General features: G+C 37.4%; 28 protein-coding genes and 1 pseudogene. 26 read left to right on the forward strand and 3 right to left on the reverse strand.

Annotated elements, in window-relative coordinates; all coding sequences use genetic code 11:
* Positions 1-96 precede the first annotated feature (96 nt).
* Positions 97-225 (reverse strand): annotated as a pseudogene (locus ACVRZ8_RS07660) (IS3 family transposase); the annotation flags it as partial.
* Positions 226-403: 178 nt separating this feature from the next.
* On the opposite strand from ACVRZ8_RS07660, the gene ACVRZ8_RS07665 reads away from it, so the two are divergent.
* The 21 genes from ACVRZ8_RS07665 to rhaD all read left to right on the forward strand — a co-directional run bounded on the left by ACVRZ8_RS07665 (position 404) and on the right by rhaD (position 20,116).
* A complete protein-coding gene (locus tag ACVRZ8_RS07665; protein WP_447448731.1) occupies positions 404-532 on the forward strand; it encodes a hypothetical protein in 129 nt (42 codons plus the stop codon).
* A 143-nt stretch (positions 533-675) separates the two neighbouring features.
* Positions 676-2,022, forward strand: coding sequence for a GHKL domain-containing protein (locus ACVRZ8_RS07670; RefSeq protein WP_447448732.1), 1,347 nt, complete (start codon positions 676-678; stop codon positions 2,020-2,022).
* Between the two features lie 21 nt (positions 2,023-2,043).
* The gene (locus ACVRZ8_RS07675; RefSeq protein ID WP_447448733.1) at positions 2,044-2,979 is read left to right on the forward strand and encodes a histidine kinase; all 936 of its coding nucleotides are present in this window, start codon (positions 2,044-2,046) and stop codon (positions 2,977-2,979) included.
* 158 nt (positions 2,980-3,137) lie between these two features.
* On the forward strand, positions 3,138-3,890 hold the full coding sequence (locus tag ACVRZ8_RS07680) for a response regulator transcription factor (protein ID WP_447448734.1): 753 nt from the start codon (positions 3,138-3,140) through the stop codon (positions 3,888-3,890).
* 874 nt (positions 3,891-4,764) lie between these two features.
* Positions 4,765-5,952, forward strand: a complete 1,188-nt coding sequence (locus ACVRZ8_RS07685; RefSeq protein WP_447448735.1) for an argininosuccinate synthase — start codon at positions 4,765-4,767, stop codon at positions 5,950-5,952.
* Between the two features lie 433 nt (positions 5,953-6,385).
* Positions 6,386-7,768, forward strand: a complete 1,383-nt coding sequence (gene argH / locus ACVRZ8_RS07690; RefSeq protein ID WP_447448784.1) for an argininosuccinate lyase — start codon at positions 6,386-6,388, stop codon at positions 7,766-7,768.
* Positions 7,769-7,860: 92 nt separating this feature from the next.
* Positions 7,861-8,220 carry a ribonuclease P protein component gene (gene rnpA, locus ACVRZ8_RS07695; RefSeq protein ID WP_447448736.1) on the forward strand — a complete coding sequence of 120 codons (360 nt, stop codon included), beginning with the start codon at positions 7,861-7,863 and terminating at the stop codon, positions 8,218-8,220.
* On the forward strand, positions 8,204-9,004 hold the full coding sequence (locus tag ACVRZ8_RS07700; protein WP_447448737.1) for a membrane protein insertase YidC: 801 nt from the start codon (positions 8,204-8,206) through the stop codon (positions 9,002-9,004). The genes rnpA and ACVRZ8_RS07700 overlap by 17 nt, the downstream gene beginning before the upstream one ends.
* 11 nt (positions 9,005-9,015) lie before the next feature.
* The gene (jag, locus tag ACVRZ8_RS07705) at positions 9,016-9,984 is read left to right on the forward strand and encodes an RNA-binding cell elongation regulator Jag/EloR (protein ID WP_447448738.1); all 969 of its coding nucleotides are present in this window, start codon (positions 9,016-9,018) and stop codon (positions 9,982-9,984) included.
* A 353-nt stretch (positions 9,985-10,337) separates the two neighbouring features.
* Positions 10,338-11,192 carry an ABC transporter ATP-binding protein gene (locus ACVRZ8_RS07710; RefSeq protein WP_447448739.1) on the forward strand — a complete coding sequence of 285 codons (855 nt, stop codon included), beginning with the start codon at positions 10,338-10,340 and terminating at the stop codon, positions 11,190-11,192.
* Positions 11,192-12,064, forward strand: a complete 873-nt coding sequence (locus ACVRZ8_RS07715; RefSeq protein WP_447448740.1) for an ABC transporter permease — start codon at positions 11,192-11,194, stop codon at positions 12,062-12,064. The genes ACVRZ8_RS07710 and ACVRZ8_RS07715 overlap by 1 nt, the downstream gene beginning before the upstream one ends.
* A 52-nt stretch (positions 12,065-12,116) precedes the next feature.
* Complete coding sequence (locus ACVRZ8_RS07720; RefSeq protein WP_447448741.1) at positions 12,117-12,719, forward strand: DUF998 domain-containing protein; 603 nt, start codon at positions 12,117-12,119, stop codon at positions 12,717-12,719.
* Positions 12,720-12,785: 66 nt separating this feature from the next.
* Positions 12,786-13,241, forward strand: a complete 456-nt coding sequence (locus ACVRZ8_RS07725; protein ID WP_447448742.1) for a LytTR family DNA-binding domain-containing protein — start codon at positions 12,786-12,788, stop codon at positions 13,239-13,241.
* A 19-nt stretch (positions 13,242-13,260) separates the two neighbouring features.
* Positions 13,261-13,656 (forward strand): DUF3021 domain-containing protein, encoded by a 396-nt coding sequence (locus ACVRZ8_RS07730; protein ID WP_447448785.1) that lies wholly within the window; start codon positions 13,261-13,263, stop codon positions 13,654-13,656.
* A gap of 96 nt (positions 13,657-13,752) precedes the next feature.
* Positions 13,753-13,887: a 50S ribosomal protein L34 gene (gene rpmH, locus ACVRZ8_RS07735; protein ID WP_003102296.1), complete on the forward strand. Its 135-nt coding sequence runs from the start codon at positions 13,753-13,755 to the stop codon at positions 13,885-13,887.
* A gap of 589 nt (positions 13,888-14,476) precedes the next feature.
* On the forward strand, positions 14,477-16,435 hold the full coding sequence (locus tag ACVRZ8_RS07740) for a BglG family transcription antiterminator (RefSeq protein ID WP_447448743.1): 1,959 nt from the start codon (positions 14,477-14,479) through the stop codon (positions 16,433-16,435).
* Positions 16,436-16,462: 27 nt separating this feature from the next.
* Positions 16,463-16,918 carry a PTS sugar transporter subunit IIA gene (locus ACVRZ8_RS07745; protein ID WP_447448786.1) on the forward strand — a complete coding sequence of 152 codons (456 nt, stop codon included), beginning with the start codon at positions 16,463-16,465 and terminating at the stop codon, positions 16,916-16,918.
* A 513-nt stretch (positions 16,919-17,431) separates the two neighbouring features.
* Complete coding sequence (locus ACVRZ8_RS07750) at positions 17,432-17,710, forward strand: PTS sugar transporter subunit IIB (RefSeq protein WP_447448744.1); 279 nt, start codon at positions 17,432-17,434, stop codon at positions 17,708-17,710.
* Positions 17,711-17,721: 11 nt separating this feature from the next.
* Positions 17,722-19,059 carry a PTS galactitol transporter subunit IIC gene (locus ACVRZ8_RS07755; RefSeq protein WP_447448745.1) on the forward strand — a complete coding sequence of 446 codons (1,338 nt, stop codon included), beginning with the start codon at positions 17,722-17,724 and terminating at the stop codon, positions 19,057-19,059.
* Between the two features lie 33 nt (positions 19,060-19,092).
* Positions 19,093-19,266, forward strand: coding sequence for a hypothetical protein (locus tag ACVRZ8_RS07760; RefSeq protein WP_447448746.1), 174 nt, complete (start codon positions 19,093-19,095; stop codon positions 19,264-19,266).
* Between the two features lie 19 nt (positions 19,267-19,285).
* The gene (gene rhaD, locus ACVRZ8_RS07765; RefSeq protein WP_447448747.1) at positions 19,286-20,116 is read left to right on the forward strand and encodes a rhamnulose-1-phosphate aldolase; all 831 of its coding nucleotides are present in this window, start codon (positions 19,286-19,288) and stop codon (positions 20,114-20,116) included.
* Between the two features lie 619 nt (positions 20,117-20,735).
* Here the strand turns inward: rhaD and ACVRZ8_RS07770 are convergent.
* Together ACVRZ8_RS07770 and ACVRZ8_RS07775 are read right to left on the reverse strand one after the other, a co-directional pair.
* A complete protein-coding gene (locus ACVRZ8_RS07770) occupies positions 20,736-21,119 on the reverse strand; it encodes a hypothetical protein (RefSeq protein ID WP_447448748.1) in 384 nt (127 codons plus the stop codon).
* Positions 21,120-21,129: 10 nt separating this feature from the next.
* Positions 21,130-21,555: a MarR family winged helix-turn-helix transcriptional regulator gene (locus ACVRZ8_RS07775; protein ID WP_447448749.1), complete on the reverse strand. Its 426-nt coding sequence runs from the start codon at positions 21,553-21,555 to the stop codon at positions 21,130-21,132.
* Positions 21,556-21,678: 123 nt separating this feature from the next.
* Between ACVRZ8_RS07775 and ACVRZ8_RS07780 the strand changes: the two genes are divergently transcribed.
* The 5 genes from ACVRZ8_RS07780 (at position 21,679) to ACVRZ8_RS07800 (ending at position 25,602) form a co-directional block, all read left to right on the forward strand.
* A complete protein-coding gene (locus ACVRZ8_RS07780) occupies positions 21,679-22,455 on the forward strand; it encodes a TatD family hydrolase (protein ID WP_447448750.1) in 777 nt (258 codons plus the stop codon).
* A 255-nt stretch (positions 22,456-22,710) separates the two neighbouring features.
* Positions 22,711-23,280 (forward strand): ribonuclease M5, encoded by a 570-nt coding sequence (rnmV, locus tag ACVRZ8_RS07785; protein WP_447448751.1) that lies wholly within the window; start codon positions 22,711-22,713, stop codon positions 23,278-23,280.
* Positions 23,281-23,284: 4 nt separating this feature from the next.
* Positions 23,285-24,067, forward strand: coding sequence for an abortive infection family protein (locus tag ACVRZ8_RS07790; RefSeq protein ID WP_447448752.1), 783 nt, complete (start codon positions 23,285-23,287; stop codon positions 24,065-24,067).
* Positions 24,068-24,123: 56 nt separating this feature from the next.
* Positions 24,124-24,561 (forward strand): GNAT family N-acetyltransferase, encoded by a 438-nt coding sequence (locus tag ACVRZ8_RS07795; RefSeq protein WP_447448753.1) that lies wholly within the window; start codon positions 24,124-24,126, stop codon positions 24,559-24,561.
* Positions 24,562-24,600: 39 nt separating this feature from the next.
* The gene (locus tag ACVRZ8_RS07800) at positions 24,601-25,602 is read left to right on the forward strand and encodes a glycerophosphodiester phosphodiesterase family protein (protein WP_447448754.1); all 1,002 of its coding nucleotides are present in this window, start codon (positions 24,601-24,603) and stop codon (positions 25,600-25,602) included.
* Positions 25,603-25,611: the final 9 nt, after the last annotated feature.

Genomic DNA, 25,611 nt, shown 5'->3' on the forward strand with positions numbered 1-25,611 from the left:
GAATCTTTCTAATGATGGTTTTGTCGCTTTTCATTATAAGTCATATGGGACTTTTTGTGTATACACTCAAAAAGCCCTATAATATCTGAATGAGATTTACCCACTACAGATATTATAGAGCCCTTTTAGTTTGCCTTTAATGTGTTTGTTGTAGTAAAAAATGTAATCTGTGATAGCTTGTTCGAGTTGAACAATGGACTTGAAAGATTTCTTGAAGCTATAAAATTATTTTTAGATTATTTAATAAAAGTAGGATAAAACAAAATTTTTGAGATATTTATATCAGAAAAATTGCACTTTTTTAATCTTAATGTTATAATGATGGCGGATGTAAGTTTTTAAGATAGCCAACTAAACTTGAAGGCTTTGTCTAAAATCTAATCGGAATTGGAGATACGATATTATGACTAAAAAACAATTGTTGTTGCCATTGGCAGTAGTTGCAGCACTTGCTTTGGTACTTGCAACTCAAGATGCTTTTTCTGTAAACTTTGGCTGGCCATGGTTCCGTTGGATTGTAGGTCTGTATTAAATTGCGATTGATAATGGGAATAGATTAGGAATAAAAAGCTTCATATAAAATTCATGAAGCTTTTTTGTGCTTTTTAGAAAAATGTTCTGAAAAAGTGATATTTGTGTTACAATGTAATGTAAAAGAATAAAAAAGGAGTTAGGATGATCGAAGATTTCTGGGGATTTTTCTGGGCAATAATGATAAGTGTCCTGAGGTCAGTAGTAATTTTATTAATCAGCAGAAGTATTTCTAACATACTGACTTCTTGGAAAGCCAGCCTTTTTGTTATACTTGGTGGGATTTCTCTCTCTTTTTTGCTGGGGGGAATTGGTGCAAATTTGGCAGTTCTTTTGATTTGGTATGTTTTAAACCGAAGAAGTATTACCCAGCAAAATCCGTTTATTTTTACTATTTTACCTTGGATATTTGTTGAGGTTATTAATAAAATATTGCAAGTTTATCTGCTTCCTATTTTTCTGCAGCTTAGTTATGATCAAGTAAGATCAAGCTACTTTTTAGTAGTGTTGTCACTTGTGGCAGTCTATCCTATTTTTGTTATTATAAAAAATACATTTCTTCTGGATTTTGAAGCCTTGAAGCAGGTTGAACGAAATAAAAATTATCGTACTCAAAATATTATTTTGACGGCTTTAACAGCTTTTTATCTCATCCTTTCAGTTATAATTCTCTATATGAGTCTTTATATTGACAATCAGCATCGAACGGATTTGGTACCTATTCCTGCAAATATAGGAGGGGTCTTATCTATTCTTTATGGTTTATTGTTTTTATATTTCTTTAGTTCTTTAAATAATTATTCGAAGCAGCAGGCAAAGGATAAGCTAGCTCTTGAAATGCATCGTCATGAGGAGAGCCTTGAAGAATATAGCTGTAAATTAGAACAGCTTTATCGTGAAATTTCTCAGGTCAAAAGAGACTATCAAATAGGTTTAAGAGAAATGGAAGATAGTATAGCGGTTCATGATATAGCAGGTGTTAAGGCTCACTATGCAGATTTGCTGGAAAAGTCAGGAGCTAATCTTAGCCTCACTAATTATGAGCTTTCTCGTTTAATTAATTTGGAAATTTCTCCATTGAAGAGTCTTTTCTCCGCTAAAATTTTAGAGGCTGAAAGTTTAGGCATTCAGGTTAAGTTAGAGCTACCGGATGTTATTAGTGATACTCAAATGGAAATTTTGGATCTAGTAGTTGTTTCTTCAATTTTTCTGGATAATGCTATTGAAGCCGCAGAGCTTTCAGAACAGCCTAGTCTCTCTATCGCCTTCTTTAAAGAAGATAATAATTTAATTCTTGTGATAACCAATACGACTCAGGAAGAAAATATAGCTATTTCCAAAGTCTTTCAAGAAGGTTATTCTAGTAAAGGCGAAGGCAGAGGACTTGGATTGGCCAAGGTGGATACTATCTTGAGTAAATATCCCAATATCCATTTAGAAACCCGAAGTAAAAATCATTATTTTACTCAGCTTTTAGTTCAGCAAGCCTAAAGATAGAAAGGAGGAGGCCGTATGATGTATCCCAATGAAACCGTTTTGGGAGCTGTTTTTGATATTTATTTCATGGGATTAACTATTGCTTCGGTTATCTTTATTTTTAAGCGGCTGTCCTCCTGTCGTTTACCGGCTAGCCGTTTTTATCCTTTTTTCTTTTTGATTTTATTGGTAAAATGGCTGAGCTTTCAAATTTTTCATTTCAATTTTCCAGATGTTATTTATTTGTTAATCTTAGCTTTCTGGGCTCTGCCTGATTTGACGAAGTCAGAAAAGATATTTTATGCTTTGTTACCGCCAATATTTGTGGATATCGTCTCAAGAGCTCTTAGCTACTATGTCTATCCATTTATATTCCATTGTGATGTTGGGGAAATTCCTCATCATCCTGGATTGATTATCACTTACATTATTGTTGTACCTACTTTTTTGCTTTTTCAAAAATTGTTTAATCTTAATGCAGATTTACAAAGTTACTCAGGACGTGAAGATAAGCAATATGACAAAATGCTGCTTAGAATTGATATTATCATGATTCTTTATTATCCTTTTATTTATTTTAAAGGGTTTAATTTACTGACCTCAGAAGAAATTAGTCGTATGAAGACATTTATGCCTGCTTATATTTGGTCAGGAATTGTTTTTCTGATATTTATCTTGGTTCGTTTCTTTGCCTATAGCAAGGAACTGCAAGACAGAAGAATTTTACAAGAACAAGAAGAACACCTGCACAATTTGGAAGCCTACAATCAGCAAATTGAAGCAGCTTATAAAAATATTCGTTCTTTCAAGCACGATTATGAAAATATTTTAATCAGTATGCAAAGCAGTATTGACAGCGGAGATTTTAATTTAATTGAACGTACCTATCAGGATGTCTTGAAAAAAGCTGGTCAGGATTTAATAGATGAGCGGTTTGATAAGGAAAATAATTTAAAGGACAAAGCTGACTAGCTTTTGAAAGAATGCGTTACCAAAGTTAACAGTTACAAGTTAGTCATAAGAAGTCATTTTAAAGTTTTGAAATTTACCTGTCATGATGAATTTCTTAATGTGTCCCTGAGTAAGAAATCAACAAATTTAAATATTATTTATAGAAAGGAGAACCTTATATGAATATTTATGTTTTAGAAGATGATCTTATACAGCAAACGCGAATTGACACTATTTTGAAGGGGCTGGCGTCAGAAGGCCTTTTTTCTCTCAAAAAACTAGAGGTTTTTTCTAAACCGCATAAACTTTTAGACAGCATTACTGAAAAAGGGAATCATCAAGTCTTTCTTTTGGATATTGATATTGACGGAGAGACTCGTAAAGGATTGGAAGTTGCAACAAAAATTCGTCAGCAGGATAGAAATGCTGTTATAATCTTTGTAACAACTCACTCAGAATTTGCACCTATTAGTTTTAGATATAAAGTTTCAGCTTTAGATTTTATTGATAAATCAGTCTCTGATGAACAATTCAGGCAAGAACTTAAGCAGACTTTGTGCTTTGTTAATGATAATATTGGCCGTCAAGATATCGGTGAAGAAATGTTTATTTTTGAGACAGCACAGGCTCGTGTTCAAGTTCCTATGCGCGATATTTATTATTTTGCAACTTCGACAACTCCTCACAAAGTAATGTTAATGACCAAGGATGAACGCTTAGAATTTTATGCTAATCTTGGTAAAATTATTGCAGAAAATGATCATCTTTTTTCCTGTCACCGGTCGTTTTTGATTAATCTTGATAACGTATATCGTGTTGATAAATCAGAACTATTGGTTTACTTTGAAAATGGGGATTCCTGTCCTGTTTCAAGGCTGAAGCTGAAAAATTTACTAAAAAAATGGTCAGAACACCAAACTGGCAGCAAATAGTATCTTTAATAGACAGAAATTTTGTCATTTTTAAAGACTAGTCGGATAAATATATTTAATATAACGAACTTAAATGCTTATAATAAGTTAAGCTTAATTGCTACTATAGAGATAAAAGATACCATTCATGACAAAAAAAAGACATTTTGTGAAATAGTATAGACAATTAAAGAGAAATAAATTATTATATTATCAAGATATGTGATTCGGAAATGAGATACCGTCAATCTTGTTAAAATCTACAGTACCTTACAAAGATAAACTAATGTACTTATATAACTTTTTCCTAATCCCCATTTCATTGACAGTTTTTTACCCATTACATATCTTTTATGATGTTAAAGAGGATAGAACACTTTTGTTCCGTCCTCTTTATTTTGTATTTGTTTGATTTAGTAGCCTGTCAAAAAAGTGATTTTCGTAATATGAAAATTGATGATTGGGACATTTTTTAACGCTAAACATTTTGGGAGTGAAAAAGGGCATTTTGAGATAAAAGGTTAATGATTACTGATACTCATGTTATACTGATAATCGGTTAGAGAAGAAAAGAATGAAAGATTTAAGCTTAATCCCCAAGCATAACTATTCCCTCTTTCATTCTGTTCACATAAATATTTGGTGTACTATCTCTACCGATGATGCTGTTGTTTGAAAAGCCTGTATAAGAATACAGGCTTTTCGGCATTTTATGGTATTAAATAAGCGGCACTTCCCAGTATTTGTTGTTTGATCTTGAATAATTTTATAGTATTTATAAAAATAAATGAAAAAAAATACAAAAAATGGTTGACAGATGGATAAATATTCAATACAATATAAAATATAAGGTGACAAAAGAAAACCTGAAATTATAAGAAAAGAGAAAAATCCTATGTCAAAAGAGAAAGTTATTTTAGCCTATTCAGGCGGTCTTGATACGTCAGTTGCCATTACTTGGCTCAAAAAAGATTATGATGTTGTTGCAGTTTGCATGGATGTCGGTGAAGGTAAAAACCTTGAATTTATTCATGATAAAGCTTTGACAGTTGGTGCTGTTGAGTCTTATGTGCTTGATGTTAAAGATGAATTTGCTGAGGAGTATGTCCTTCCAGCACTTCAAGCACATGCTTATTATGAGCAAAAGTATCCATTGGTTTCTGCTTTGAGCCGTCCAGTAATTTCTAAGAAATTGGTCGAAATTGCTCATAAGACAGGTGCAACAACAATTGCTCACGGCTGTACTGGTAAGGGAAATGACCAAGTGCGTTTCGAAGTTGCTATCGCAGCTCTTGATCCAAGTCTCAAAGTTATTGCTCCTGTCCGTGAATGGAAATGGTCTCGTGAAGAGGAAATTGAGTACGCTAAAGAAAATGGTGTACCAGTACCGGCTGATTTAGATAATCCTTACTCAGTTGACCAAAATCTCTGGGGTCGTGCTAATGAATGCGGTGTCCTTGAAAATCCATGGAATCAAGCACCAGAAGAAGCTTTCGGTATTACCAATTCACCAGAAACGGCTCCTGACCAAGCAGAATTTGTTGATATTGAGTTCAAAGCTGGCAAACCTATTGCTATTAACGGTGAGGAACTCAAGCTGGCTGACCTCATCCAAAAGCTCAATGTTATTGCTGGTAAACACGGTGTTGGGCGGATTGACCATGTGGAAAATCGTCTTGTCGGTATTAAATCACGTGAGATTTATGAGTGTCCTGGAGCCATCACGCTTTTGACAGCTCATAAGGAAATTGAAGATTTGACCTTGGTACGTGAGGTATCACACTTTAAACCAATTCTTGAAAATGAATTGTCCAATCTTATCTATAATGCTTTGTGGTTTAGCCCAGCAACGAAAGCCATCCTTGCTTACCTTAAAGAAACGCAAAAAGTGGTCAATGGTACTGCTAAAGTGAAACTGTACAAGGGTCATGCCCAAGTTGTGGCTAGAAAATCACCTAATTCACTTTACGATGAAAACCTGGCAACATACACATCTGCTGATAGTTTTGACCAAGATGCTGCTGTAGGCTTCATCAAACTGTGGGGCTTACCAACCCAAGTCAATAGTCAAGTAAATAATTAAAATGCAATAAGAAATTCTTCAGATAATGGCGGAACAAACTTACTCAGAAATAGCTAAAGCTTATTTCTGAGATGCTGAGCCTGATATAGCTCAGCTAAAGTTTGCACTAGGTTCTCAGCTTAAAACGATTTCCTTTTAAGCTGAGAACCTTCGCTGGAATCTATAACAAAAAAACGTTAGAAAAGTTTATCAGATAATCACAGTCAGAGAGCTGGATCTGAGACTCTTTTCTTATAACTTATCCATTTCGTAAAGGTGTTCAGAGAGGCACCTCGAACTTAAATAATGCTTTCTGAGAGAAGCCTTTAAGTAAACCGTCCTGTGAGGCATTCTAACAAGTCTGAGGTCGCTCCTTGGACTTGTTTGTCATAAAAGGAAGACTTTTATAACTACTCTATTTATTTATTACTAAGTTTTTAACGAAAAGAGAACAATTATGGCAGAAAATCATAAATTATGGGGCGGCCGTTTTGAGGCCGGTCTGGAAAAATGGGTGGAGGAGTTTGGTGCATCCATTTCCTTTGATCAGAAGATGGCAGAGTTTGATTTGAAAGGATCAATAGCTCATGTTACCATGTTGGGTGAAACGGGCATTATTAGTCAGGACGAAGCAGCACAGATTAAGGCAGGTCTGGAGGAGTTGCTGACCGACTATAAAGCAGGGAAGCTCACTTTTGACGTATCCAATGAAGACATTCATATGAATATGGAAAGTCTTTTGACAGCTAAAATTGGTTCGGTGGCTGGGAAGCTTCACACCGCTCGGTCGCGTAATGATCAGGTGGCGACAGATATGCACCTCTATCTCAAAGCCAAACTGGATGAAGTCATTGAAAAATTGCGCCATTTGCGCAGCACTTTGGTAAAGTTAGCAGATGAGCATACCTACACCATCATGCCAGGCTACACGCATTTGCAGCACGCGCAGCCGATTTCTTTCGGGCATCACCTTATGGCCTACTACAACATGTTTACGCGTGACAGTGAGCGTTTTGAATTTAATATCAAGCATGCGGATATCTCACCGCTTGGAGCAGCAGCCTTAGCAGGTACAACCTTCCCGATTGATCGTGAGATGACAGCGCAACTCATGGGCTTTACTAAGCCTTACAGTAACTCGCTGGATGCTGTGAGTGATCGTGATTTTATCTTGGAGTTTTTATCAAATGCCAGCATCCTTATGATGCACATGAGTCGGATCTGTGAGGAAATCATCAGTTGGTGTTCCAATGAATTTAAATTTGTGACTCTGTCAGATACCTTTTCAACAGGTTCGTCCATTATGCCGCAGAAGAAAAATCCTGATATGGCAGAGCTCATTCGTGGGAAATCGGGCCGTGTTTATGGCAATCTTTTTGGCCTTTTGACAGTCATGAAATCTCTGCCTTTGGCTTATAATAAAGACCTGCAAGAGGATAAGGAAGGCATGTTTGACACAGCTGAAACCATTACTGTAGCCATTGATATCTTGGCGGGTATGCTTAAGACCATGACGGTGAACAAAGAGCATATGGCTGAGTCTACCGAGAAAGATTTTTCAAATGCAACTGAATTAGCCGATTATCTGGCTAGCAAGAGCTTGCCTTTCCGTCAGGCGCATGAGATTGTCGGTCAGCTGGTCTTGGAATGCACCAAGAAAGGTATTTATCTTCAAGATGTGCCCTTTACGCGTTATCAGGAAATCTCTGATTTGATTGAGGCGGATATCTATGATACCCTTAAATCACACACGGCTGTTGAACGTCGTAATTCCCTTGGCGGTACGGGATTTGAGCAAGTCAACTGGCAGATTGAAGAAGCTAGAAAAACATTATAATTTTGGAAAAAAGACCTGAAATCATTGTAGTTTTGGGCTTTTTTGTCTTTTGTGATATAATAGTAACTAATTTTGATTAGTTGGAGTATGTTTTGAGAAAATCTTATCGCGTTAAGAAAGAAAAAGACTTTCAAGCGATTTTTGAACAGGGACACAGTGTCGCTAATCGCAAATTTGTCATTTACAGTTTAAACAAAGAACAAAAGCATTATCGAGTAGGTTTGTCGGTTAGCAAAAAATTGGGGAATGCTGTCGTTCGTAATCGGATAAAGCGTCATTTGAGACATGCTGTGATGCATTTGTCTCCTCAATTAGAAAATCATGATTTCGTTATTATCGCCCGCAAGGGAGTTGAAGAGCTTGATTATCAAGATATTCTTAGCAATCTGACGCATGCTTTAAAATTAGCTAAATTATATAAAAAGGAGTCTTTTGGTGAAGAAAAAGCTTAAATTATCAGCGCTGACTGGGCTGGCTTTGCTTGTCCTTACAGCCTGTGGAAATAGTGAGGTGACAAGCCATTCAGTAGGGTTATGGGAGCGGCTTATCTATATTTTTGGACAGGCCATTCAAGGTTTGTCTTTTGGCGGTTCTATTGGTATTGGGATTATTCTCTTTACCATTCTTGTTCGTACACTTTTGATACCGCTTTATAACCGTCAGGTTTCAGCTAGCCGCGATATTCAGGAATTACAGCCTAAGTTACGTGAATTGCAAAAAGAGCATGCTGGAGACCGTCAGGGTTTGGCTGTAGCTCAAAATGAACTTTATAAGGAACATGGGGTCAATCCTTACGCCAGTATGCTGCCGCTCTTGATTCAGCTGCCGCTTTTGATGGCGCTTTATCAAGCTTTGATTCGTGTACCTAAGCTAAAAGAAGGCAGTTTTTTATGGGTTAATTTGGGTGAAAAGGATCCCTATTACATTCTGCCGCTTTTGGCTGCTGTCTTTACATTCCTATCACTCTGGCTGACCAATAAGTCTGCCAAGGAGCGTAATGGGATGATGACTGCCATGATGATTATTATGCCAGTTTTTATTCTGTGGTTTGGGACACAAATATCATCTGGTGTGGCGCTTTATTGGGCAGTGACGAATTTATTCCAAGTGTGTCAGACATTGATTTTTAATAATCCTTTCAAAATTATTGCAGAGCGGGAGCGTCTTGAAGCCGAGGAAAAAGAACGTCAGGCCAAAATTCGCCGTGCGAAGAAGAAAGCAAAAAAACGTAGATAAGGAGGTTTCCTATGGTTGTCTATACGGGAGCGACAGTTGAGGAAGCTATCGAAAAGGGACTTGCGGATCTGGGTATTGTCCGCATGAAAGCTCATATTAAAGTAATCAATCGGGAGAAAAAAGGTTTTTTGGGGTTTGGCAGAAAACCTGCAAAGGTCAGCATTGATTCGATTAATGAAAAAACAGCACACAAAGCTGATCAGGAAGCTGTCAAGGGGGTACCAGAAGCTGTTAATCGTCAAAATACCCCAGTAACCAGTGCCAGAGAAGATGCTCTTGCTTTAAATAAGGTATCCAGACTGGCTAAATCGTCGGAAAATAAACTGCTGAAAACTCAGGTTTTGGAAAAGGCAGTGATTACGGATGAATTGCTTGAAAATCTGGAGCAAGAAGCTGCTGAAGTAGCTCTGAAAGAAAGTCAGTCAGTGTCTGTTGATTCAGCAGTTTCATCTGAAGCAAGCAGTTTTGAAACATTTGTTGCATCTGAATTTGACGATGTTGAGACTGCTAATAATAAAGATGTTGAAGCAGCGGCGGCAGATGTTAAATCCTATATTGAAAATGTTATTTATGAGATGGACTTAGAAGCTAGTTTAGAGGTTCGTCACAATCGCCGCACCATCATTATTCAGATTGAGACACCTGAAGCAGGCCGTATTATTGGTTATCATGGCAAGGTGCTTAAATCTTTGCAGCTCTTGGCTCAAAATTATCTGCATGATCGGCATTCTAAGCATTTTACGGTTTCTTTGAATGTTCATGACTATTTAGAACAACGTGCGGAGACTTTAATTGATTTTGCAGGGAAAGCTGCCAATCGTGTTCTTGAGACAGGGAAAGTCTATCGCATGGATCCGATGAGTAACAGCGAACGTAAAATTGTTCACAAAGCCATTGCTCAAATTGATGGTGTGACGTCTCATTCTGAAGGTGATGATCCTAATCGGTATGTGGTAGTGACTTTGGAAGGTACTTTTTAACTAAGGGGGGATTGGCGAAGCCAGTCTTTTTTTATGCTGTGCAGGAATATAATTTGATTAATTATTTATTATAAAAAGAATGGGCTGTTTTTTTACCGCTCACCCTCTTCTTTTGACCACTTACCGCAAAAGCGCCCCAGAGAGGCGCTTTTTTTGTTAGGATAAGACTTGTAAACGAAAGGAAGTTTAAGACATGAAAAAATCGTTGATAGCAATAGGAATTAATGCTGTGCTTACTCTGGTGTGCTTTTTGCTCCATTATCAGTTGGCTACGATTATTTGTGGCTTGCTGCTGCTTAACTCACTGAGACTTGCCGTCGTGAAAAAACGCAATGAAAGGAATACACTGTAAGATGTTAATGAAAACCCAAAATCTCACAAAAACCTATGGAGAGAAAACAGTTGTCAATCAGCTTAACTTGGAAATTCCAAAGGGTAGCTTAGTTGCTTATCTAGGAACAAACGGAGCTGGCAAATCAACGACTATTAAAATGCTGACGGGATTGCTGGCTCCAACCTCTGGTAAGGTGATTCTGACATCCGATTTAAAAATCGGCATTGTCTTTCAGGACAGTGTGCTGGATGAAGAACTGACGGTTCGTGCCAACTTAAAAAATCGCGCGGGGCTTTATCAGCACATTGATAAGACTTGGTTAAATGAATTGGTAGAATTGACAGGATTGAGTGGTTTTCTAGGACAAAAATATGGTACCTTATCTGGCGGTCAGCGCAGGCGCGTGGACATTGCACGGGCTTTGCTCAACAAACCAGACCTTCTCTTTCTGGATGAACCAACGACTGGACTTGATATCCAAACCCGCCAGATGATTTGGCAGCTGCTTTACCGCTTGAAAAAAGAGCAAGGGTTGACCATTTTCTTGACCACTCATTACTTAGAAGAGGCTGAAAATGCTGAAGTCACTTATGTCATTGACCACGGGAAAATTTTAGCACAGGGCACAGCTTTTGACCTTGTTAAGGAATATGCCAAGAGTCAACTGCTCCTCAAGGTTGCAGACCCAACAAGCTTGGCAGCTCTGCCATTTTCCCTAAAAGAAACGGAAGCAGGCTACCTGATAGAAGGTTTGTCATCACAGGAGGTTATTGGTCTACTGGGCAAGTACCGAGAAGCTATAGCAGATTTCGAATTCAAACAAGGCACTATCAACGAAGCCTTTATTGCCATCACAGGAAAGGAGATTAGCTGATGCTAACGACCGTTAAACGCAATTTACAACTTTATTTTAGCAACAAGGCTAGTGTCTTTTTCTCACTGATGGGAGCTTGGATTGCCTTTGCTTTGTACATCATTTTCTTGCAAAAGAATATGCTAGATGCTTGGAGCACCTTGTCTCACCCCGAGAAGTTTCTGGATCGCTGGGTAATGGGCGGTATTCTAGCCGTAACTGGCATTACGACAACTTGGTCAGCAACAGCAAGGCTGGTTCGTGATAAGGAAAGCCAGAAATTCTCTGATTTTCTGCTGGCAGATACGACGAACTTCCGATTGAACGTCAGCTATCTGCTCAGTGCCAGTGTGATTGGCAGTGTTATGCAGGTTATCATGTATGCCATTATGTCTCTCTATTTTTATTACCAAGATGGTCTGCGTTTTGAGGGGGGCAATCTCCCTTCCGTAGTAGGAGTGATTGTCTTAAGTTCAGTCATGTCAGCCCTTCTTGCCTTGCTATTGGTTCAATTTGTGAAAACTGTAGAAGTCGCAGAACGTCTGTCAACCATCATTGGAACGGCATCAGGTTTCTTGGTGGGCGTCTACATGCCGATGGGAACGCTTCCTGATGTTGCTCAGAAGGTCATTAAACTGGTACCAGGTGCCTATGTAGCCTCAGTCTTTCGTCAAATTTTGGTTGGAGATGATATTCCAAAATGGAAGTCTAGTCTTGACATCAAAGAATACCTAGGTATTGACCTTAAGTGGGGAGACCATCTGTTGACCTGTCAGCAAAATATCCTTATTATAGCTGCCGTAATTGTTGTCAGTCTCCTTGTCCTTTTTAGCTTTCTTTGGGTAAAAGGACAAGGCAAGACGCGTCTAGGAAAATTAGCGGTAAAGAGCTGAGAAGGTTAGCCTTGCTCTGTGATAAACGGTTTAGAAGAAAGGTAAATTCAAAATGATTTCAAAAGGATTTAGTCTTGTTGCCATTCTAGGTATCATCGCTTATGGTTACTTGATGATAGTACTTCATCTTAAAAATAAGGGAACCTATAATCCCATTAAACATGCGGTCAGTGACTATGGCGTTGGACCTTATCAAAAATACTTTCAATTGGCAGGTTTGGTCAGTACGGTAAGGACTATCGCACTGATGCTAGCACTAGCCGGCTGGTCTTATTCGTTTTCTTTTAAGGGCACAGGAATTGCTCTGCTAGCCTTGACTTTAGTTGGTTTTGTAGGTGTTGCTGTTTTTCCAACAGATCTTGAAGGCAAAGAGCGCACGCTCATAGGTGCCCTGCATTTATTATTTGCTGTCTTGCAGTTTACAGCGCTAGCTATTTTTATTTTCAATGTTACCAAAAGTATTGGTCCTATCAACCCAACTCTCTATTCTGTTTGTCACCTTTTAGAGCAACTGGTCAAGGTTGGACTTTACGGTCTTGTTGCAGCCATGATTTTACCTCCGCTTAAACCTTACTTTGGCTTGTTGGAGCGGCTGTTTCTCTACTCTAGTAATCTCTATATCCTATGTCTGTGCTTCATGATTTTCCTTGCTTAGGCTGCAGCTTGCATGAAGTCCTCAAAAAAGGTACTATAGGAGAAATAGGACTCAGAAAGGATTGTCATGGATTTTCGATTTGAAGAGGTAGCAAATCTGACAGCAGAGGAGATTGAGGTATTGGTGCGCAGCCAAAGTTTGACATCATCTGTTCAGCGCTTTTTGGATTATGTAGCGGCTTATGAGACTGAAGCGCCAGCTATTATTCCTATTAAAACTGCCGATAGGATTGAAATGCTCAAAATTGCTGACCTCATCTATGTGGATGTGGACGGGACGAATCTTATTTTGGAGACTTTCAAAGGGCGGTATCTCATTATAGAGCGACTCTACAAGTTTAAGGAGCGACTAAATAACCCTGATTTTGTGCAGGTTTCCAAGCAAAGTTTGCTCAACATCAATCATTTAGAAGCCTTGGAAGCTAGTTTTTCTGGCAATATGCTAGCGCTGCTAACGGGTCAACGTAAGCTGCATGTGAGCCGTCGTTACCTAAAAAATCTAGAGCAGCGCCTAGGATTGTGAGGTGAAAACAGTGAAAGAAATGTTAAGAAAAATCATTATTTATATCCTCGTCGGTGTTGGTTTCGGTGGGCTTATCTATGTCCTTAGTCTGCTGACTGCAGGAGCTCAAACGCAGACGGTTGGTCAGATTGGTAATGTTGTCTGGATTAGTGCCCTAATAGGCCTTGTGACGATGATTTATGAACTAGAGAGACCGGCTCTGCTTTGGCAAATAATATTACATTTTATAGCGGTTTATGCCTTAGTCATTTTGATGAATATTCTGAATAAGGCGGCTAGTCCCTCGTCTCTGTCTTTCTTTCTGAATTTCGCAATGATTTACCTTGTGATTTGGTTTGTGGTTTACCTAACCTTTTATCGACGTGTTAGCAGGATTAACCGTAAGTTACAGGAAAAACAAGAAAATAAAACTTGACAAGCTCTGCTATTTCTTATAGAATAGCATGGTATGTTTAGTAATGATCACATAGCCGGCTAAACGAATACGAAAATCTATGAGGAGGTATTCAAGGTGAAACGTACTTATCAACCAAGTAAAATCCGCCGTCAGCGTAAACATGGTTTCCGTCATCGTATGGCAACTAAAAACGGACGTCGTGTGCTTGCTAGCCGTCGCCGTAAAGGACGTAAAGTCTTGTCAGCTTAATAATGGAATTGACTTCATTTAAAAATCCCAGTAGGAACTCGAGCCTGCTGGGATTTTTGCTATTTATTTTTAAACATAAAGAAGAGCGTCTGGAGGGAAGACCAGACGCTCTGAGTTAGGAGATTTCATCTTCTAAAGGAGATTAGAGAGATGACACGAAGGAGGATTAAACCTTCGTATGAAAAAAGAAAAGTTTAGGATGATTTAAGTATATACTAGTTAGTGATAGTTGTCAACACTTTTTTGCCAAAAAATAAATAATTTTTTCATTAGCAAATTTCAAGTTGAAGTTAGCCACTTTGTAAAAACTCTTGAGATAAGTTGGCTAAAATACATTTAAGAACTTGTATTCAGAACTTTTTTGCCAGTTTCTTTGGGTGTAGAGACGGCCCTTTTATAGTGACCTTGCGATTACTTTTTACCAAGCTAACACTTATCACACGCTAAACTATTTTTCTGTAAATACAGGCTTTAAGATCATAATAAATTAACAGAACTTCTAGATTAATCTAGAACTAGAATGACTTTTAATTAAATCTTTATTTTTCTATAATGAAACCATAGAGGTACTTCGAGAAAGGAGGCTGTTTTGAACGTTCGACAATTAAATATTTTACATCAATTTTTATCAGCGGCGAATTATCTAACTGCGCAGGATTTATCCGCTAATTATTCTGTCTCAACGAAGACAATTTATCATGATATTGATTTAATAAATGAAGCATTAGAATCTTTTTTTGTAAGAATCAAAAGGACTCCGAGAAAAGGAATTATTCTTGATGCTAATAGAGAAGAAAGAGAGGAACTTTATAAAACTTTTTATGACCAACAATTACCATTGAACAGCCAAACGATATCTCCTGAAATGAGAGAAGCAAAGATTGTTAAGGAACTTATTTTTGGCTCGGGCAAGATTGATATTATTGATTGGTCGCTTTTAAATTATGTTAGTGAAGTATCAGTCAGAAGAGATATTGAAAAACTGGAAACAAAATTAGCAGATTATTCCTTATATTTTGAAAGGAAAAGCGGGGAAATTCGTTTAGTGGGGTGTGAGCAGAATATTAGAAAATTTGCTCGAAATTATTTGCTTTATCATTATGTCAATCAATTTGACAAAATATTGCAATGTAAAGAACTTCAAACCATTTTTAGTTTGTCTGAGATTAAAATGGTTATAGAAAAAGTAGATAGCTATTCCTATCTTTATCATTTTAATCTCAACGAAAGTTATAAGCTATTTTTGATTTTTGATCTTTTGATTGCTCGGCATAGATTTCATAATAAAAAAATTTTAACGGAAGTAGATAAGATTTTATCAAAAAATATCAAAGGCTATGAAGTTTTTCTATTCTCGGGTGATTTGTTGAGTTCCATCTTGGAATTGGAAATTAATCAAATTCCTGAAAATGAAATTGTAAGCATTGTTTATTCCCTGTTATCAGTTGGTTATGAAAGTGCTCAAGTTGTTTATAACCACAATATGAGTCGTATTGTAGAACAATTTATTTTAAATGTGGGGCATTTGATTAGTCTTGATTTATCATCTGATAACTATCTGAGACAGATGCTATTAAACCATGTTCAGCCAATGATTTTTCGCCTCAAAAATAAAATCATTATTGAAAATCAAATCGTTGAGGAAATCAAAACACAATATAGCATTTTATATAATGTTGTTTGGATTTCATCTAAAATACTCAATGAACAATTTAATATTGTTTTAAATGATGCTGAGGTTGCCTTTTTAACGATACATTTTGAAATTGCCATTGAAAAATTAATCCAACCCTTGACAGTCTATGTTGTCTGTCCTCATAATTTAGCTACCTCAGAATTAATAATGAGTCAACTAAGACGTATTATTTCAGATTATGACCATCTTATCAAAGTTGAGCTATCTGATTTGCCAAAAATTAAATTAAAAGAAACCGATTTACTAATCAGCTCTGTGCATTTGGACTTGCCTCATACCCGCTATATTTTAGTAGGAACCATTATTAAAGATCAAGAATTGCAGGAAATTCAAAGACAATATTATCGTTTTAGCAAAAGTAATCGTAGTATGGTTTCTCTCTTAAGAAACAATAATTTATTTTCTCAGTCCTTAATCAAAAAATTATTAAATCATTCTATTTATCTTCATTGTCAATTTACTAGCGTTGAAGAATGCTTAAATTATTTAATAAAACAATCTCACAAAGCAAATTTAAGCAAGCCACAATATGAGAAATCGATTTGGAAAAGAGAGGAGCTTGGAAATACTAGTACTTATACAGGTGTCGCTCTGCCCCATGCCGATCCAGAATTTGTGTCACATTCCCAATTGCTGATGATGACTTTGGATAAGCCTATTTTGTGGGGGAATAATTATGTTAAGGTAGTCATGTTAGTGGCGATTGAATCAAGAGATTTGAAAGCCTATGTTGATGCTTTAGTTAGCATTTATTCTAAAATTGATAGTTTTAAATATATTGATGATTTGTGGCAATCAGATGAGAAAGAGGTATTTTTATCACATTTATTTTCAGAAGTAACTTATGATTAAAAAAGAAAAAGGAGGAAAGTAATGGGAATTGTTGCTCAGCTTATTAAAAAAGATCTTATTCAACTTCATCAATTTGCAGATAATCAAGAAGAATTACTATCGAAATTATCAGAAGACCTTTTTGCTAAGGCTTATGTCAGAGAAACTTTTCAAAAAGCACTTTTATTAAGAGAGGAAGAATTTCCAACTGGATTACAATTAGAAAATACTGCCGTTGCCATTCCTCATACTTATTCTGAGCATGTGGTTGAACCTTTTATTTATATTAATAAATTGGAGCAACCGATAACTTTTATTCAAATGGGAACGGATGATCAGAAAGTTGAGGTGAGATTTGTTCTTGTTTTAGGAATAACGGATCCTAAAAATCAAACAGGGTTATTAGTTGAGTTGATGGAATTATTTGGAAATAAGAACTTTATTCAAAAACTACTTCTTTCGAATTCTCAGGAAGAAATTATTGCTCTGTTTACGAAAAGGTAAGAACCTGTATTCGTAGAAAATAGTTTAGTGATGTGATAGGCGCTAGCTTAGTAAAGGAAAATGGGACTAATACTCTTTGAAAATTAAAATAATACATCGTTAACTTCGCCTTGCCGTACTCCAGTGATACAAGTTAGGTTTGTCTCATTTCAGCCTTCAACTATCCACTGGATAATTGAAGTTGTCTGTGGTTCGTTGCGACGCGAGGAGGTGAAATTGATATTATTTCACCAACAGCTAGTAAGGGCTTTAGCCAGCTCCATAGAGCTTGGCGTAGAAAATCCAGCATTAGCGGATTTTCTTAAGACGTTGCCTCGTCTGATTTTGATTTTTTTTGAGCATAAAGCCAGTTAGTCTTACTCCTAACTACTGCGTCAAACTGTTATCACCATTTTATATAGCGAGATTAGGATCTTTGTCCCAAACTTTACTAAAAGAACAATCTCCTTGGGTGGTAAAGATGGCAAAAAAATTATAAAGACAAGTTCTAAAAAAGATGAAGGAGGACTTATTATGAAAAAATTAATTGTTGCTTGTGGTTCAGGAGTGGCTACTTCTCAAACAGTAGCCTCGAAAGTAGATCGTTTGTTGAAAGATGCCAAAGTTGCTTGTACTATTGAGGCAGTTGATATGAAATCGTTGGAGCATCACTTGAAAACTGCTGATGGCTACATTTCTATAGTCAAAGTTAAAAAAGATTATGGGGTTCCGGTTTTTAATGGTATTGCTTTTTTAACCGGAGTAGGACAACAACAAGAATTGGAAAAGATTATTAAGTTTATCCAAAGTTAGGAGGTATCGTTATGGATATATTACAAACAGTTATTCAATATATCTTAGATCTTGGAGCAGCAGTCTTTGTCCCTTTCTTAATGCTGATAGTTGGTTTGTGCATGAAAATGAAGTTCAGAGATGCTTTCACAGCAGCCTTGACCTTGGGTATTGCTTTTACAGGTATGAATTTACTGATAAATTTTATTCAAGATAGTGTTGGGACCGCAGCCAATGATTTAACTAAAAACACTGGCTTATCGCTGCCTGCTGTTGATATTGGTTGGCCTGGTGCTGCTGCTATTACTTGGGCATGGCCGTATGCTTTTCTGGCTTTTCCACTACAATTAGTCATTAATTTTGTGATGCTAGTTACTCATCAAACAAAAACATTAAATGTTGATTTGTGGAATGTCTGGAATAAAATTTTTACAGCTGTCATTGTTTCTTATTTTACTAATAATATTATTCTAGGTTTTGTTGCCGCGGCAGTTATTATGATCTTAGAACTTAAATTAGGAGACGCTTTTGCTCCTGAAGTAGAACGTTTAACAGGTATTCCTGGGGTAACAGTACCGCATTTTATTTGTTTGATAGCTGTTTTATTACATCCGATTGATGAACTTCTTAAAAAAATACCTGCTCTAAATAAAGATTTTAGTGCAGATGAATTGAAAGAAAAAATTGGTATTTTTGGTGAGAATTCTGTAATGGGAGCTATTATTGGCTTGGCCTTAGGTCTTGCATCAGGAAATGGGGTAAAATATGCTTTGACACTTGCTGTTCAAGCAGCGACAGCCCTAACTCTATTTCCAATGGTATCAAAATTGTTCTCGCAAGCTTTGTCTCCAATTTCAGAAGCTGTCTCTGATTTTATGCGTGATCGGTTTGAAGATCGAGAAGTCTATATTGGTTTAGATTGGCCAATTCTTGGCGGGCGTAATGAACTTTGGGTAGCTGTTATCTTTACCATTCCTTTCTTATTGATTGGTTCTATTATTCTTCCTGGCAATATTGTTTTACCATTTGCAGGTATCATCAATCTATCATTTGTTGTCGGTTCCTTGTTATTAACGAATGGTAATGTTATTCGTATGATTATTCATGGTCTTATTACAACTCCATTCTTTTTGTACGGAGCAACCTATTTTGCACCATATATGACAAGGTTGGCTAAAGAGACAGGTACGCTTGGACATAAGGGAATGATTGGTTGGTCAACATTTGAAGGACCAGATATTCGTTACCTTTTGGCGACAATTTTCCAAGGGAATATATTATCCATTCTTCTTATGATAGCTTGGCTAGGATTGTTCGTTTGGCTAATAAAAGATCGTCAAAAATATAATCAAACGTTAAAACAAGACTAGTTTACCTTATAAAAACAAAGGATGGGGGGCTTTATGCGTAAATCTCTTATTGTTTTATCTGCTGTTTTATTTGTCTATGCCATTATTAGTCAGCAGCTTTGGTTAACATTATTGGTATTAATATTAAGTATTTATTTGGAAAAACAAAATCTGTTTAAAGATTGGGAAAATGAAAAGAAAAGCAAGTTAGCAAAAAGGAGAACTTAACGAGAAAGGAGCCGTTACTATGACTTTTCCTAATTATATTAGTCAGTTAATGGAACTGACACATGATATGTGGTATCGAGGTTGGGATGAGTATAATGGTGGTAATGTTAGTTACAGGTTGACTGAAAATCAAATTCAGTCACTACCAGAAGATTTGAGAGATACCAGTTTTATTGTTTATGATAAACCACTAGAAGAGGTAGCTGTCATGCCCATTCCTGACAATATGCAGGGCCAATATTTACTGATTACAGCATCGGGCAGTCAATTTCGGCATTTACGAGATCAACCGCAAATTGATACAGGCATCATTCAATTGACAAAAGAAGGTTATCAGGTTGTTGCTGGTTTTAATTCAGGTAAGAAACCTACTAGTGAAATTTTTATGCACATTTTGTCTCATTCAGCACGACTAAGACAAAGTCCGAATCAGCGTGTTGTTGTTCATAATCATGCGACTAATATTGTCATTTATTCCTTATTAAATGAGGTTACTAGTGAATCTCTGACTTTAGATTTATGGTCCGTCTTGACAGAGTCTATTGTTGTCTTTCCTGATGGTGTGTCTGTTTTGCCATGGGAAGTGCCTGGAACTTACCAAATTGGTTTGGATACAGCTACCCAATTATCCAATCATCGTTTAGTCGTTTGGGCAAAGCATGGCGTTCTTTCAACAGGAACAAGCTATCAAGATTGCTTTGGGTTGATTGAAACGGTAGATAAGGCAGCAAAAATTGCTCTTAGTTTACAGAATATTAGTGGAAAATCCATTTATGAAAATAATATTCTGTCTAAAGATGATTTACGTGCTGTTTGTAAGGCCTTAAAGGTGGATGGAAAATATCTTTAGTGTAAAAGAGGCTGGATTTTTGCCCAATGTCCTGCCTCTTTTGTTTGTTTTGTCCTAGATTTATCAGATTGACGCAGTGGTTGATTGGAAATCCCTATTTTGACACAATCCGCAGCTCGTGTTCAATTACGCAAGTGATAGCTCCAACAGTTTGTGGAACTGTTGGGGCTTATCTAATCCCATAAACGTTATACTCAAAGAAAATCAAAAATAGACTAGGCGACAAAGCGCAGGGATTACTGGCGTACGGCAAGCTGAAGTCAACGACGTTTAGTTTTGATTTTCAAAGAGTATTAGTTCATATCAATCCCTAATCAATTTTGTGCGAGGTGGGTTTAAAAGGTCTGGGAGACCTTTTAAATCGGGAAATGAAACTTTCGAAGCAAATGTCAAAAACAGTCCAGTGGACTGTTTCAGATCAGCAAGTAAAAATTAGGGCTTGCTGAGAAATCAATTTCTATGAAATCCGCTTCGCTTTTTTGTTTTTAAGCTCATGAAGAAAACATCCACTGGATATTTTCTTTTATACGTAATCTTCACGATTACACTCTTCTGTGGGTGATTGCACAGCAATCATCGTGGTTTGTCCCACTCCCTTCATAAATTAAGAATTAATACTTTAAGGATGTAGAAGCACAAGTACAAGAATCAATAAAGCAAACAAAGGACTTAGTCGAGCAGGCAGAAAATCTTTACCATAGCAATAAAATTGAAAGAGACACAGTAAAAGCATGCCGATTGCGAATAGATGACAGATGAATAAACCAAGGCTGATTTGATGAAAGCCTAATAAAAGGGCGCCAACCAGTGCTACAATACCAAGTAAAAATGAGCTTAGAATTTTAAATTTCCAAATAGATTTTCTGGCAGTTTTAGGTAAATCTCCGTGAAATTTTTGAGCGATTTCCAAATTATTATGCTTAAAGAGAAGAAATAGAAAAAATCCATTTGCAATAATTTCAATAAGCCCAAAAACAAGTACTAAGATTGTCGTTAATAACATCTAACCCCTCCTATAATTTTTCCAGATTTTTAATAATGCTATGTAAAAAAGTAACTAATTGTTTTTCTTCATTGGCTGAAAATCCTTGCAAGGCTTGCTGATTGGTTTGCTCTGCTAAATGTGAGATATGATTTACTAGCTTATCTGTATCTGATGTAATGCTGACAATATAACTTCTACGATCAGTTGGCGATAATGACTTATAGATCATTTGCTTTGCAATTAATTTATCAATAATAGCTCCGCAGGTAGCACGGTCAGTGTTGGTTTTTTCCGCAATTTCTGCTTGTGATAAGTCATTTTCAGAACTTAATAATTTTAGAACAGCCCATTGAGATGAAGTGAGATTGTAGTCTTTAAGCAATAGGTCAAGATTCCTTTTGATAAGTTTTGCGCTTATGTTTAAAAGATAGCCTAAGGATTCATTTAGTTCCATTTGATATTCCCTTTTTATATAATATGTACACAAATAGTTTGTATACATATTATATGATTTTTGATCTCGTTGAGCAAATAAAAAGTGAACTAAATTTTAGTTAGCCTATGTTATAATGTTAGCATGTTACAAATATTTGACACCCATACGCATTTAAACATTGACAATTTTGCCGGCCGCGAGGATGAGGAACTAGCACTTGCTAAGGAGCTAGGCGTCACCCGCCACAACATCGTTGGTTTTGACGCGCCCACCATCAAGCGCGCCCTTGAATTGACAGAGCTCTATCCGGAACTCTACGCCACTATTGGCTGGCACCCGACCGAGGCCGGTTCTTACACGCAGGAAGTGGAGGACAGGATTGTCAGCCACCTGCACGATCCAAAAGTGATTGCTCTGGGCGAGATTGGCTTGGATTACCACTGGATGGAAGATCCTAAGGAGCTACAGATTGAGGTCTTCAAGCGTCAGATCCAGCTGTCTAAAGATCACGATCTGCCCTTCGTCGTTCACACCCGTGACGCCCTCGAAGACACTTACCAAGTCATTAAGGAGGCTGGTGTTGGTCCGTGTGGTGGTATTATGCACTCTTATTCAGGTTCTTTGGAAATGGCTGAGCGCTTTGTTGATTTGGGCATGACCATTTCATTTTCTGGCGTGGTCACCTTTAAAAAGGCTCTGGATGTCCAAGAAGCAGCGCAGCATTTGCCACTGGATAAAATCCTCGTCGAAACCGACGCACCTTACCTAGCCCCAGTCCCCAAACGCGGCCGTGAAAATCGCACCGCCTATACCCGCTACGTCGTTGACAAAATCGCAGAACTCCGCGGTCTCACAACAGAAGAAGTCGCAAAAGCAACTTATGACAATGCCATGCGGGTATTTGGATTGAAAGACTAGGTTAGAGGAATAGCGACCTACGGTCGCTTAAACCGATAGTTTCCGCTGTGAACCATGATGCTAAAAAACATTGGAGAAGAGAATGCGACCGAAGGTCGTTCGATAGGACAGCTGCCGCCGTAGCAAAAGTCCTCTAACAAACAGTTGTTAGAGGACGATGGAAACTTCAAGACCTTAGACTTGAAGTTTAGCAATGAAACCGAAGGTTTGCTTGCGTCCATGCTACCTCAGGCAAGCTGTCAAAAAAAAGAATTTATGACAGAAAAAATCAAAATACAAGAAGTCCTCGTCGTCGAAGGCAAGGACGACACCGCCAATCTCCGTCGTTTCTATGACGTAGACACTTATGAAACCAGAGGCTCTGCCATCACTGACGATGACCTTGAGCGCATTGAAAAACTCAATGACCTGCGTGGCGTGATCGTCTTTACCGACCCCGATTATAATGGTGAACGCATTCGTAAAATTATCATGAATGCCATTCCAAACGTCAAGCATGCTTTTCTCAACCGTAACGAAGCCAAGCCCAAGTCTAAGACTAAAGGCCGTTCGCTGGGCGTCGAACATGCCAGCTTTGACGATTTGCAAAAAGCCTTGGCAGGTGTTGTTGGCAGCTATGATGACGACAATCGCTTTGATATCACCAAATCAGACCTTATGCGCCTCGGTCTCCTCATGGGAACTGACAGCCGCAAACGCCGCGAGTACTTGGGCGAAAAGCTGCGCATAGGCTATACCAACGGCAAACAGCTATTGAAACGCTTAGAACTCTTTGGTGTGACTAAGGCAGAGGTGGAAGAAGTGATGGAGGAGTACGGAAAGTAATTTTATGGAAATATCGCCAGTTTATAGAATGGATTTAGTTAACAAAGTCCGAGAAGAGCTTTTAAACAAATATAAAAGTTATGATGAAGTTGAGCAATACTTGCTCTTTTGGCAAATAGATTATGATAATTTTAATTCGAATTTTTATATTTACCGTTTGTCTGACCCGCTTTACGGAGATATCATTGATCTATTTAAAACATTGAGTTATATTGCAAAGGAAGATTCTGAACTGCTATTAAAAATGGCTATAGATTTAGGTATTGAGACACCTGACTTTATTCCTTCAATTCCAACTTTTAGGAACAAGCTCAAATCTGATTATAAAAATGCCGCTAAAAGTTTTGAGAAAGCATTTCAAAATATTGAAGCAGATCCACAAGAAGCAGTAGGTTATGCAAATTCTGTTTTAGAAAGTATAATCAAAGAAATCTTATCAGATAAACGTTTTGAAGATATAGAGTACTCGGAAAAAAACAAAAATTTGGTTAGACAAATTTTGAAAGTATTTCAGCTTAATCCTGGTAGCCCTAAAATGCCTGATGAAATGAAAGCAATTGGTAGTTCTTTAATAACAGTTTCAAAAGCAATTGAAGATTTGAGAAGCGATAAGACATTGCACCATGGACAAGCGTCAGAAAAATATTTGATTGACCAACCTTTATACGCTTATTTTGTAGTGAATGCCTGTGCAACATTTGGGTTGTTTTTGATTGATTTTTATGAAAATAAGTTTCCAAAGTCTGTTTCATCTTTGAATATTGATGATGAAAACTTGCCTTTTTAAAATTGGAAAGAAATAAGTGTACAGTATTTATTCAACAATGGTATAGGAGGAACCACATGATTAGAGAGATGACGATTTCTGATTACGACGCGGTTTACCAGTTATGGATGTCTTGCAAAGGGATGGGGCTGAATAATCTGGATGATTCGAGAGAAGGGATTGCTGTTTTTCTTAAGCGCAATCCAACAACTTGCTTAGTAGCTGTTGAGAAAGATACGATTGTTGGTGTTCTTCTGGCAGGGCATGATGGCAGGCGTGGCTATATTTATCATACGGCGGTTCACCCAGATTTCAGACATCGCGGAATTGGTCAGCAGCTGGTTGACCAAGGACTTGCTGCGCTTCAGAAGGAGGGAATTCACAAGGCAGCTCTGGTTGTTTTTGACCGCAATCAGGCAGGAAATGCCTTCTGGGAAAAGTGCGGCTTCACCGTGAGAGAAGACTTGATTTACCGAAATAAGGCGCTGACGGATATTGTCAGAATTGATACGTGAGTGAAAATAATGAAAGTATCTTTTTTGAAAGGAAACGTCATGATATTTAATAAGAAATATCCCGTTTTGAATAGGAGTAAGAAGTCAAGAAAGCGTGTGTTCTTAGTTATTCTATTGGCATTTATGTTTGCCATTTGGCTGAATAATACTAATCTCTTTGTGAAAAAGAATGCTGATACTTATGTATTTCTTGCTCATAGGGGCATGGCACAGACTTTTGATGAGTCTAAGGTTGGTATGGAGACAAATACTGCCGCTGTCATTGACAAGCCGGAGCATTCTTATCTGGAAAATACTTTGGCTTCTATTCAGGCGGCATTTGATAAAGGTGCTCAGGCAGTTGAATTTGATGTCAGATTGAGTAAGGATGGCCACTTGGTTCTCTTTCACGATAATAATCTCAAGTATCGAACAAATGTAACGGGTGAAATTCAAGATTACACCCTATCGGAGCTCAAAAAAGTGGATATTGGTTATGGTTACACGGCTGATAATGGCAAAACCTATCCTTTCAGAGGTAAAGGAGTGGGGCTAATGCCAAGCTTGGATGAAGTACTGCAAAAATTTCCCAAGAAAGAATTCTTAATTGAGGTAAAAGATGGGAAAATGGAGACTTATGAGGCTGTTTGGAAAAAATTATCCCAACTGACGGAGCAGGAAAGAAAGCTCTTAACCATTTTTTGTTCCAATGACAAAGGAGCAGATTATTTGCGGAAGCAAAGTAAAACTCTGCGCCTATCTTCTAAAAATAGGATGAAACGAGCACTGGCTCTTTACGAAGTGTCCGGTTTTACAGGCTATTTACCCGATGATATTAAAAATACTGAATTAAGAATTCCCTTAAAATACGCCTCTTTTTTATGGGGCTGGCCAAATAAATTTATGGAAAGAATGCGCAGTGTCAATACGAAAGTTGAACTGATTTTAGGTAATGGGTCAAAATCTGAAGGTTTTGATAGCCTAACTGACTTGAAACAGATACCAAAAGGCTATGATGGTTATGTCTGGACCAATAAAATTGATAAAGTTGGTGATCGATGATGAAATAAC

The sequence above is a fragment of the Streptococcus dentiloxodontae genome (genome assembly GCF_053206925.1).

Excerpts from the sequence above, each read along its gene's own strand:
- ACVRZ8_RS07665 (WP_447448731.1), top strand. The coding sequence starts at position 404 with ATGACTAAAAAACAATTGTTGTTGCCATTGGCAGTAGTTGCAGCACTT.
- ACVRZ8_RS07670 (WP_447448732.1), top strand. The coding sequence starts at position 676 with ATGATCGAAGATTTCTGGGGATTTTTCTGGGCAATAATGATAAGTGTC.
- ACVRZ8_RS07675 (WP_447448733.1), top strand. The coding sequence starts at position 2,044 with ATGATGTATCCCAATGAAACCGTTTTGGGAGCTGTTTTTGATATTTAT.
- ACVRZ8_RS07680 (WP_447448734.1), top strand. The coding sequence starts at position 3,138 with ATGAATATTTATGTTTTAGAAGATGATCTTATACAGCAAACGCGAATT.
- ACVRZ8_RS07685 (WP_447448735.1), top strand. The coding sequence starts at position 4,765 with ATGTCAAAAGAGAAAGTTATTTTAGCCTATTCAGGCGGTCTTGATACG.
- jag (WP_447448738.1), top strand. The coding sequence starts at position 9,016 with ATGGTTGTCTATACGGGAGCGACAGTTGAGGAAGCTATCGAAAAGGGA.
- ACVRZ8_RS07710 (WP_447448739.1), top strand. The coding sequence starts at position 10,338 with ATGTTAATGAAAACCCAAAATCTCACAAAAACCTATGGAGAGAAAACA.
- ACVRZ8_RS07715 (WP_447448740.1), top strand. The coding sequence starts at position 11,192 with ATGCTAACGACCGTTAAACGCAATTTACAACTTTATTTTAGCAACAAG.
- ACVRZ8_RS07720 (WP_447448741.1), top strand. The coding sequence starts at position 12,117 with ATGATTTCAAAAGGATTTAGTCTTGTTGCCATTCTAGGTATCATCGCT.
- ACVRZ8_RS07725 (WP_447448742.1), top strand. The coding sequence starts at position 12,786 with ATGGATTTTCGATTTGAAGAGGTAGCAAATCTGACAGCAGAGGAGATT.
- ACVRZ8_RS07730 (WP_447448785.1), top strand. The coding sequence starts at position 13,261 with ATGTTAAGAAAAATCATTATTTATATCCTCGTCGGTGTTGGTTTCGGT.
- ACVRZ8_RS07750 (WP_447448744.1), top strand. The coding sequence starts at position 17,432 with ATGAAAAAATTAATTGTTGCTTGTGGTTCAGGAGTGGCTACTTCTCAA.
- ACVRZ8_RS07755 (WP_447448745.1), top strand. The coding sequence starts at position 17,722 with ATGGATATATTACAAACAGTTATTCAATATATCTTAGATCTTGGAGCA.
- ACVRZ8_RS07760 (WP_447448746.1), top strand. The coding sequence starts at position 19,093 with ATGCGTAAATCTCTTATTGTTTTATCTGCTGTTTTATTTGTCTATGCC.
- rhaD (WP_447448747.1), top strand. The coding sequence starts at position 19,286 with ATGACTTTTCCTAATTATATTAGTCAGTTAATGGAACTGACACATGAT.
- ACVRZ8_RS07770 (WP_447448748.1), bottom strand. The coding sequence starts at position 21,119 with ATGTTATTAACGACAATCTTAGTACTTGTTTTTGGGCTTATTGAAATT.
- ACVRZ8_RS07775 (WP_447448749.1), bottom strand. The coding sequence starts at position 21,555 with ATGGAACTAAATGAATCCTTAGGCTATCTTTTAAACATAAGCGCAAAA.
- ACVRZ8_RS07780 (WP_447448750.1), top strand. The coding sequence starts at position 21,679 with ATGTTACAAATATTTGACACCCATACGCATTTAAACATTGACAATTTT.
- rnmV (WP_447448751.1), top strand. The coding sequence starts at position 22,711 with ATGACAGAAAAAATCAAAATACAAGAAGTCCTCGTCGTCGAAGGCAAG.
- ACVRZ8_RS07790 (WP_447448752.1), top strand. The coding sequence starts at position 23,285 with ATGGAAATATCGCCAGTTTATAGAATGGATTTAGTTAACAAAGTCCGA.
- ACVRZ8_RS07795 (WP_447448753.1), top strand. The coding sequence starts at position 24,124 with ATGATTAGAGAGATGACGATTTCTGATTACGACGCGGTTTACCAGTTA.
- ACVRZ8_RS07800 (WP_447448754.1), top strand. The coding sequence starts at position 24,601 with ATGATATTTAATAAGAAATATCCCGTTTTGAATAGGAGTAAGAAGTCA.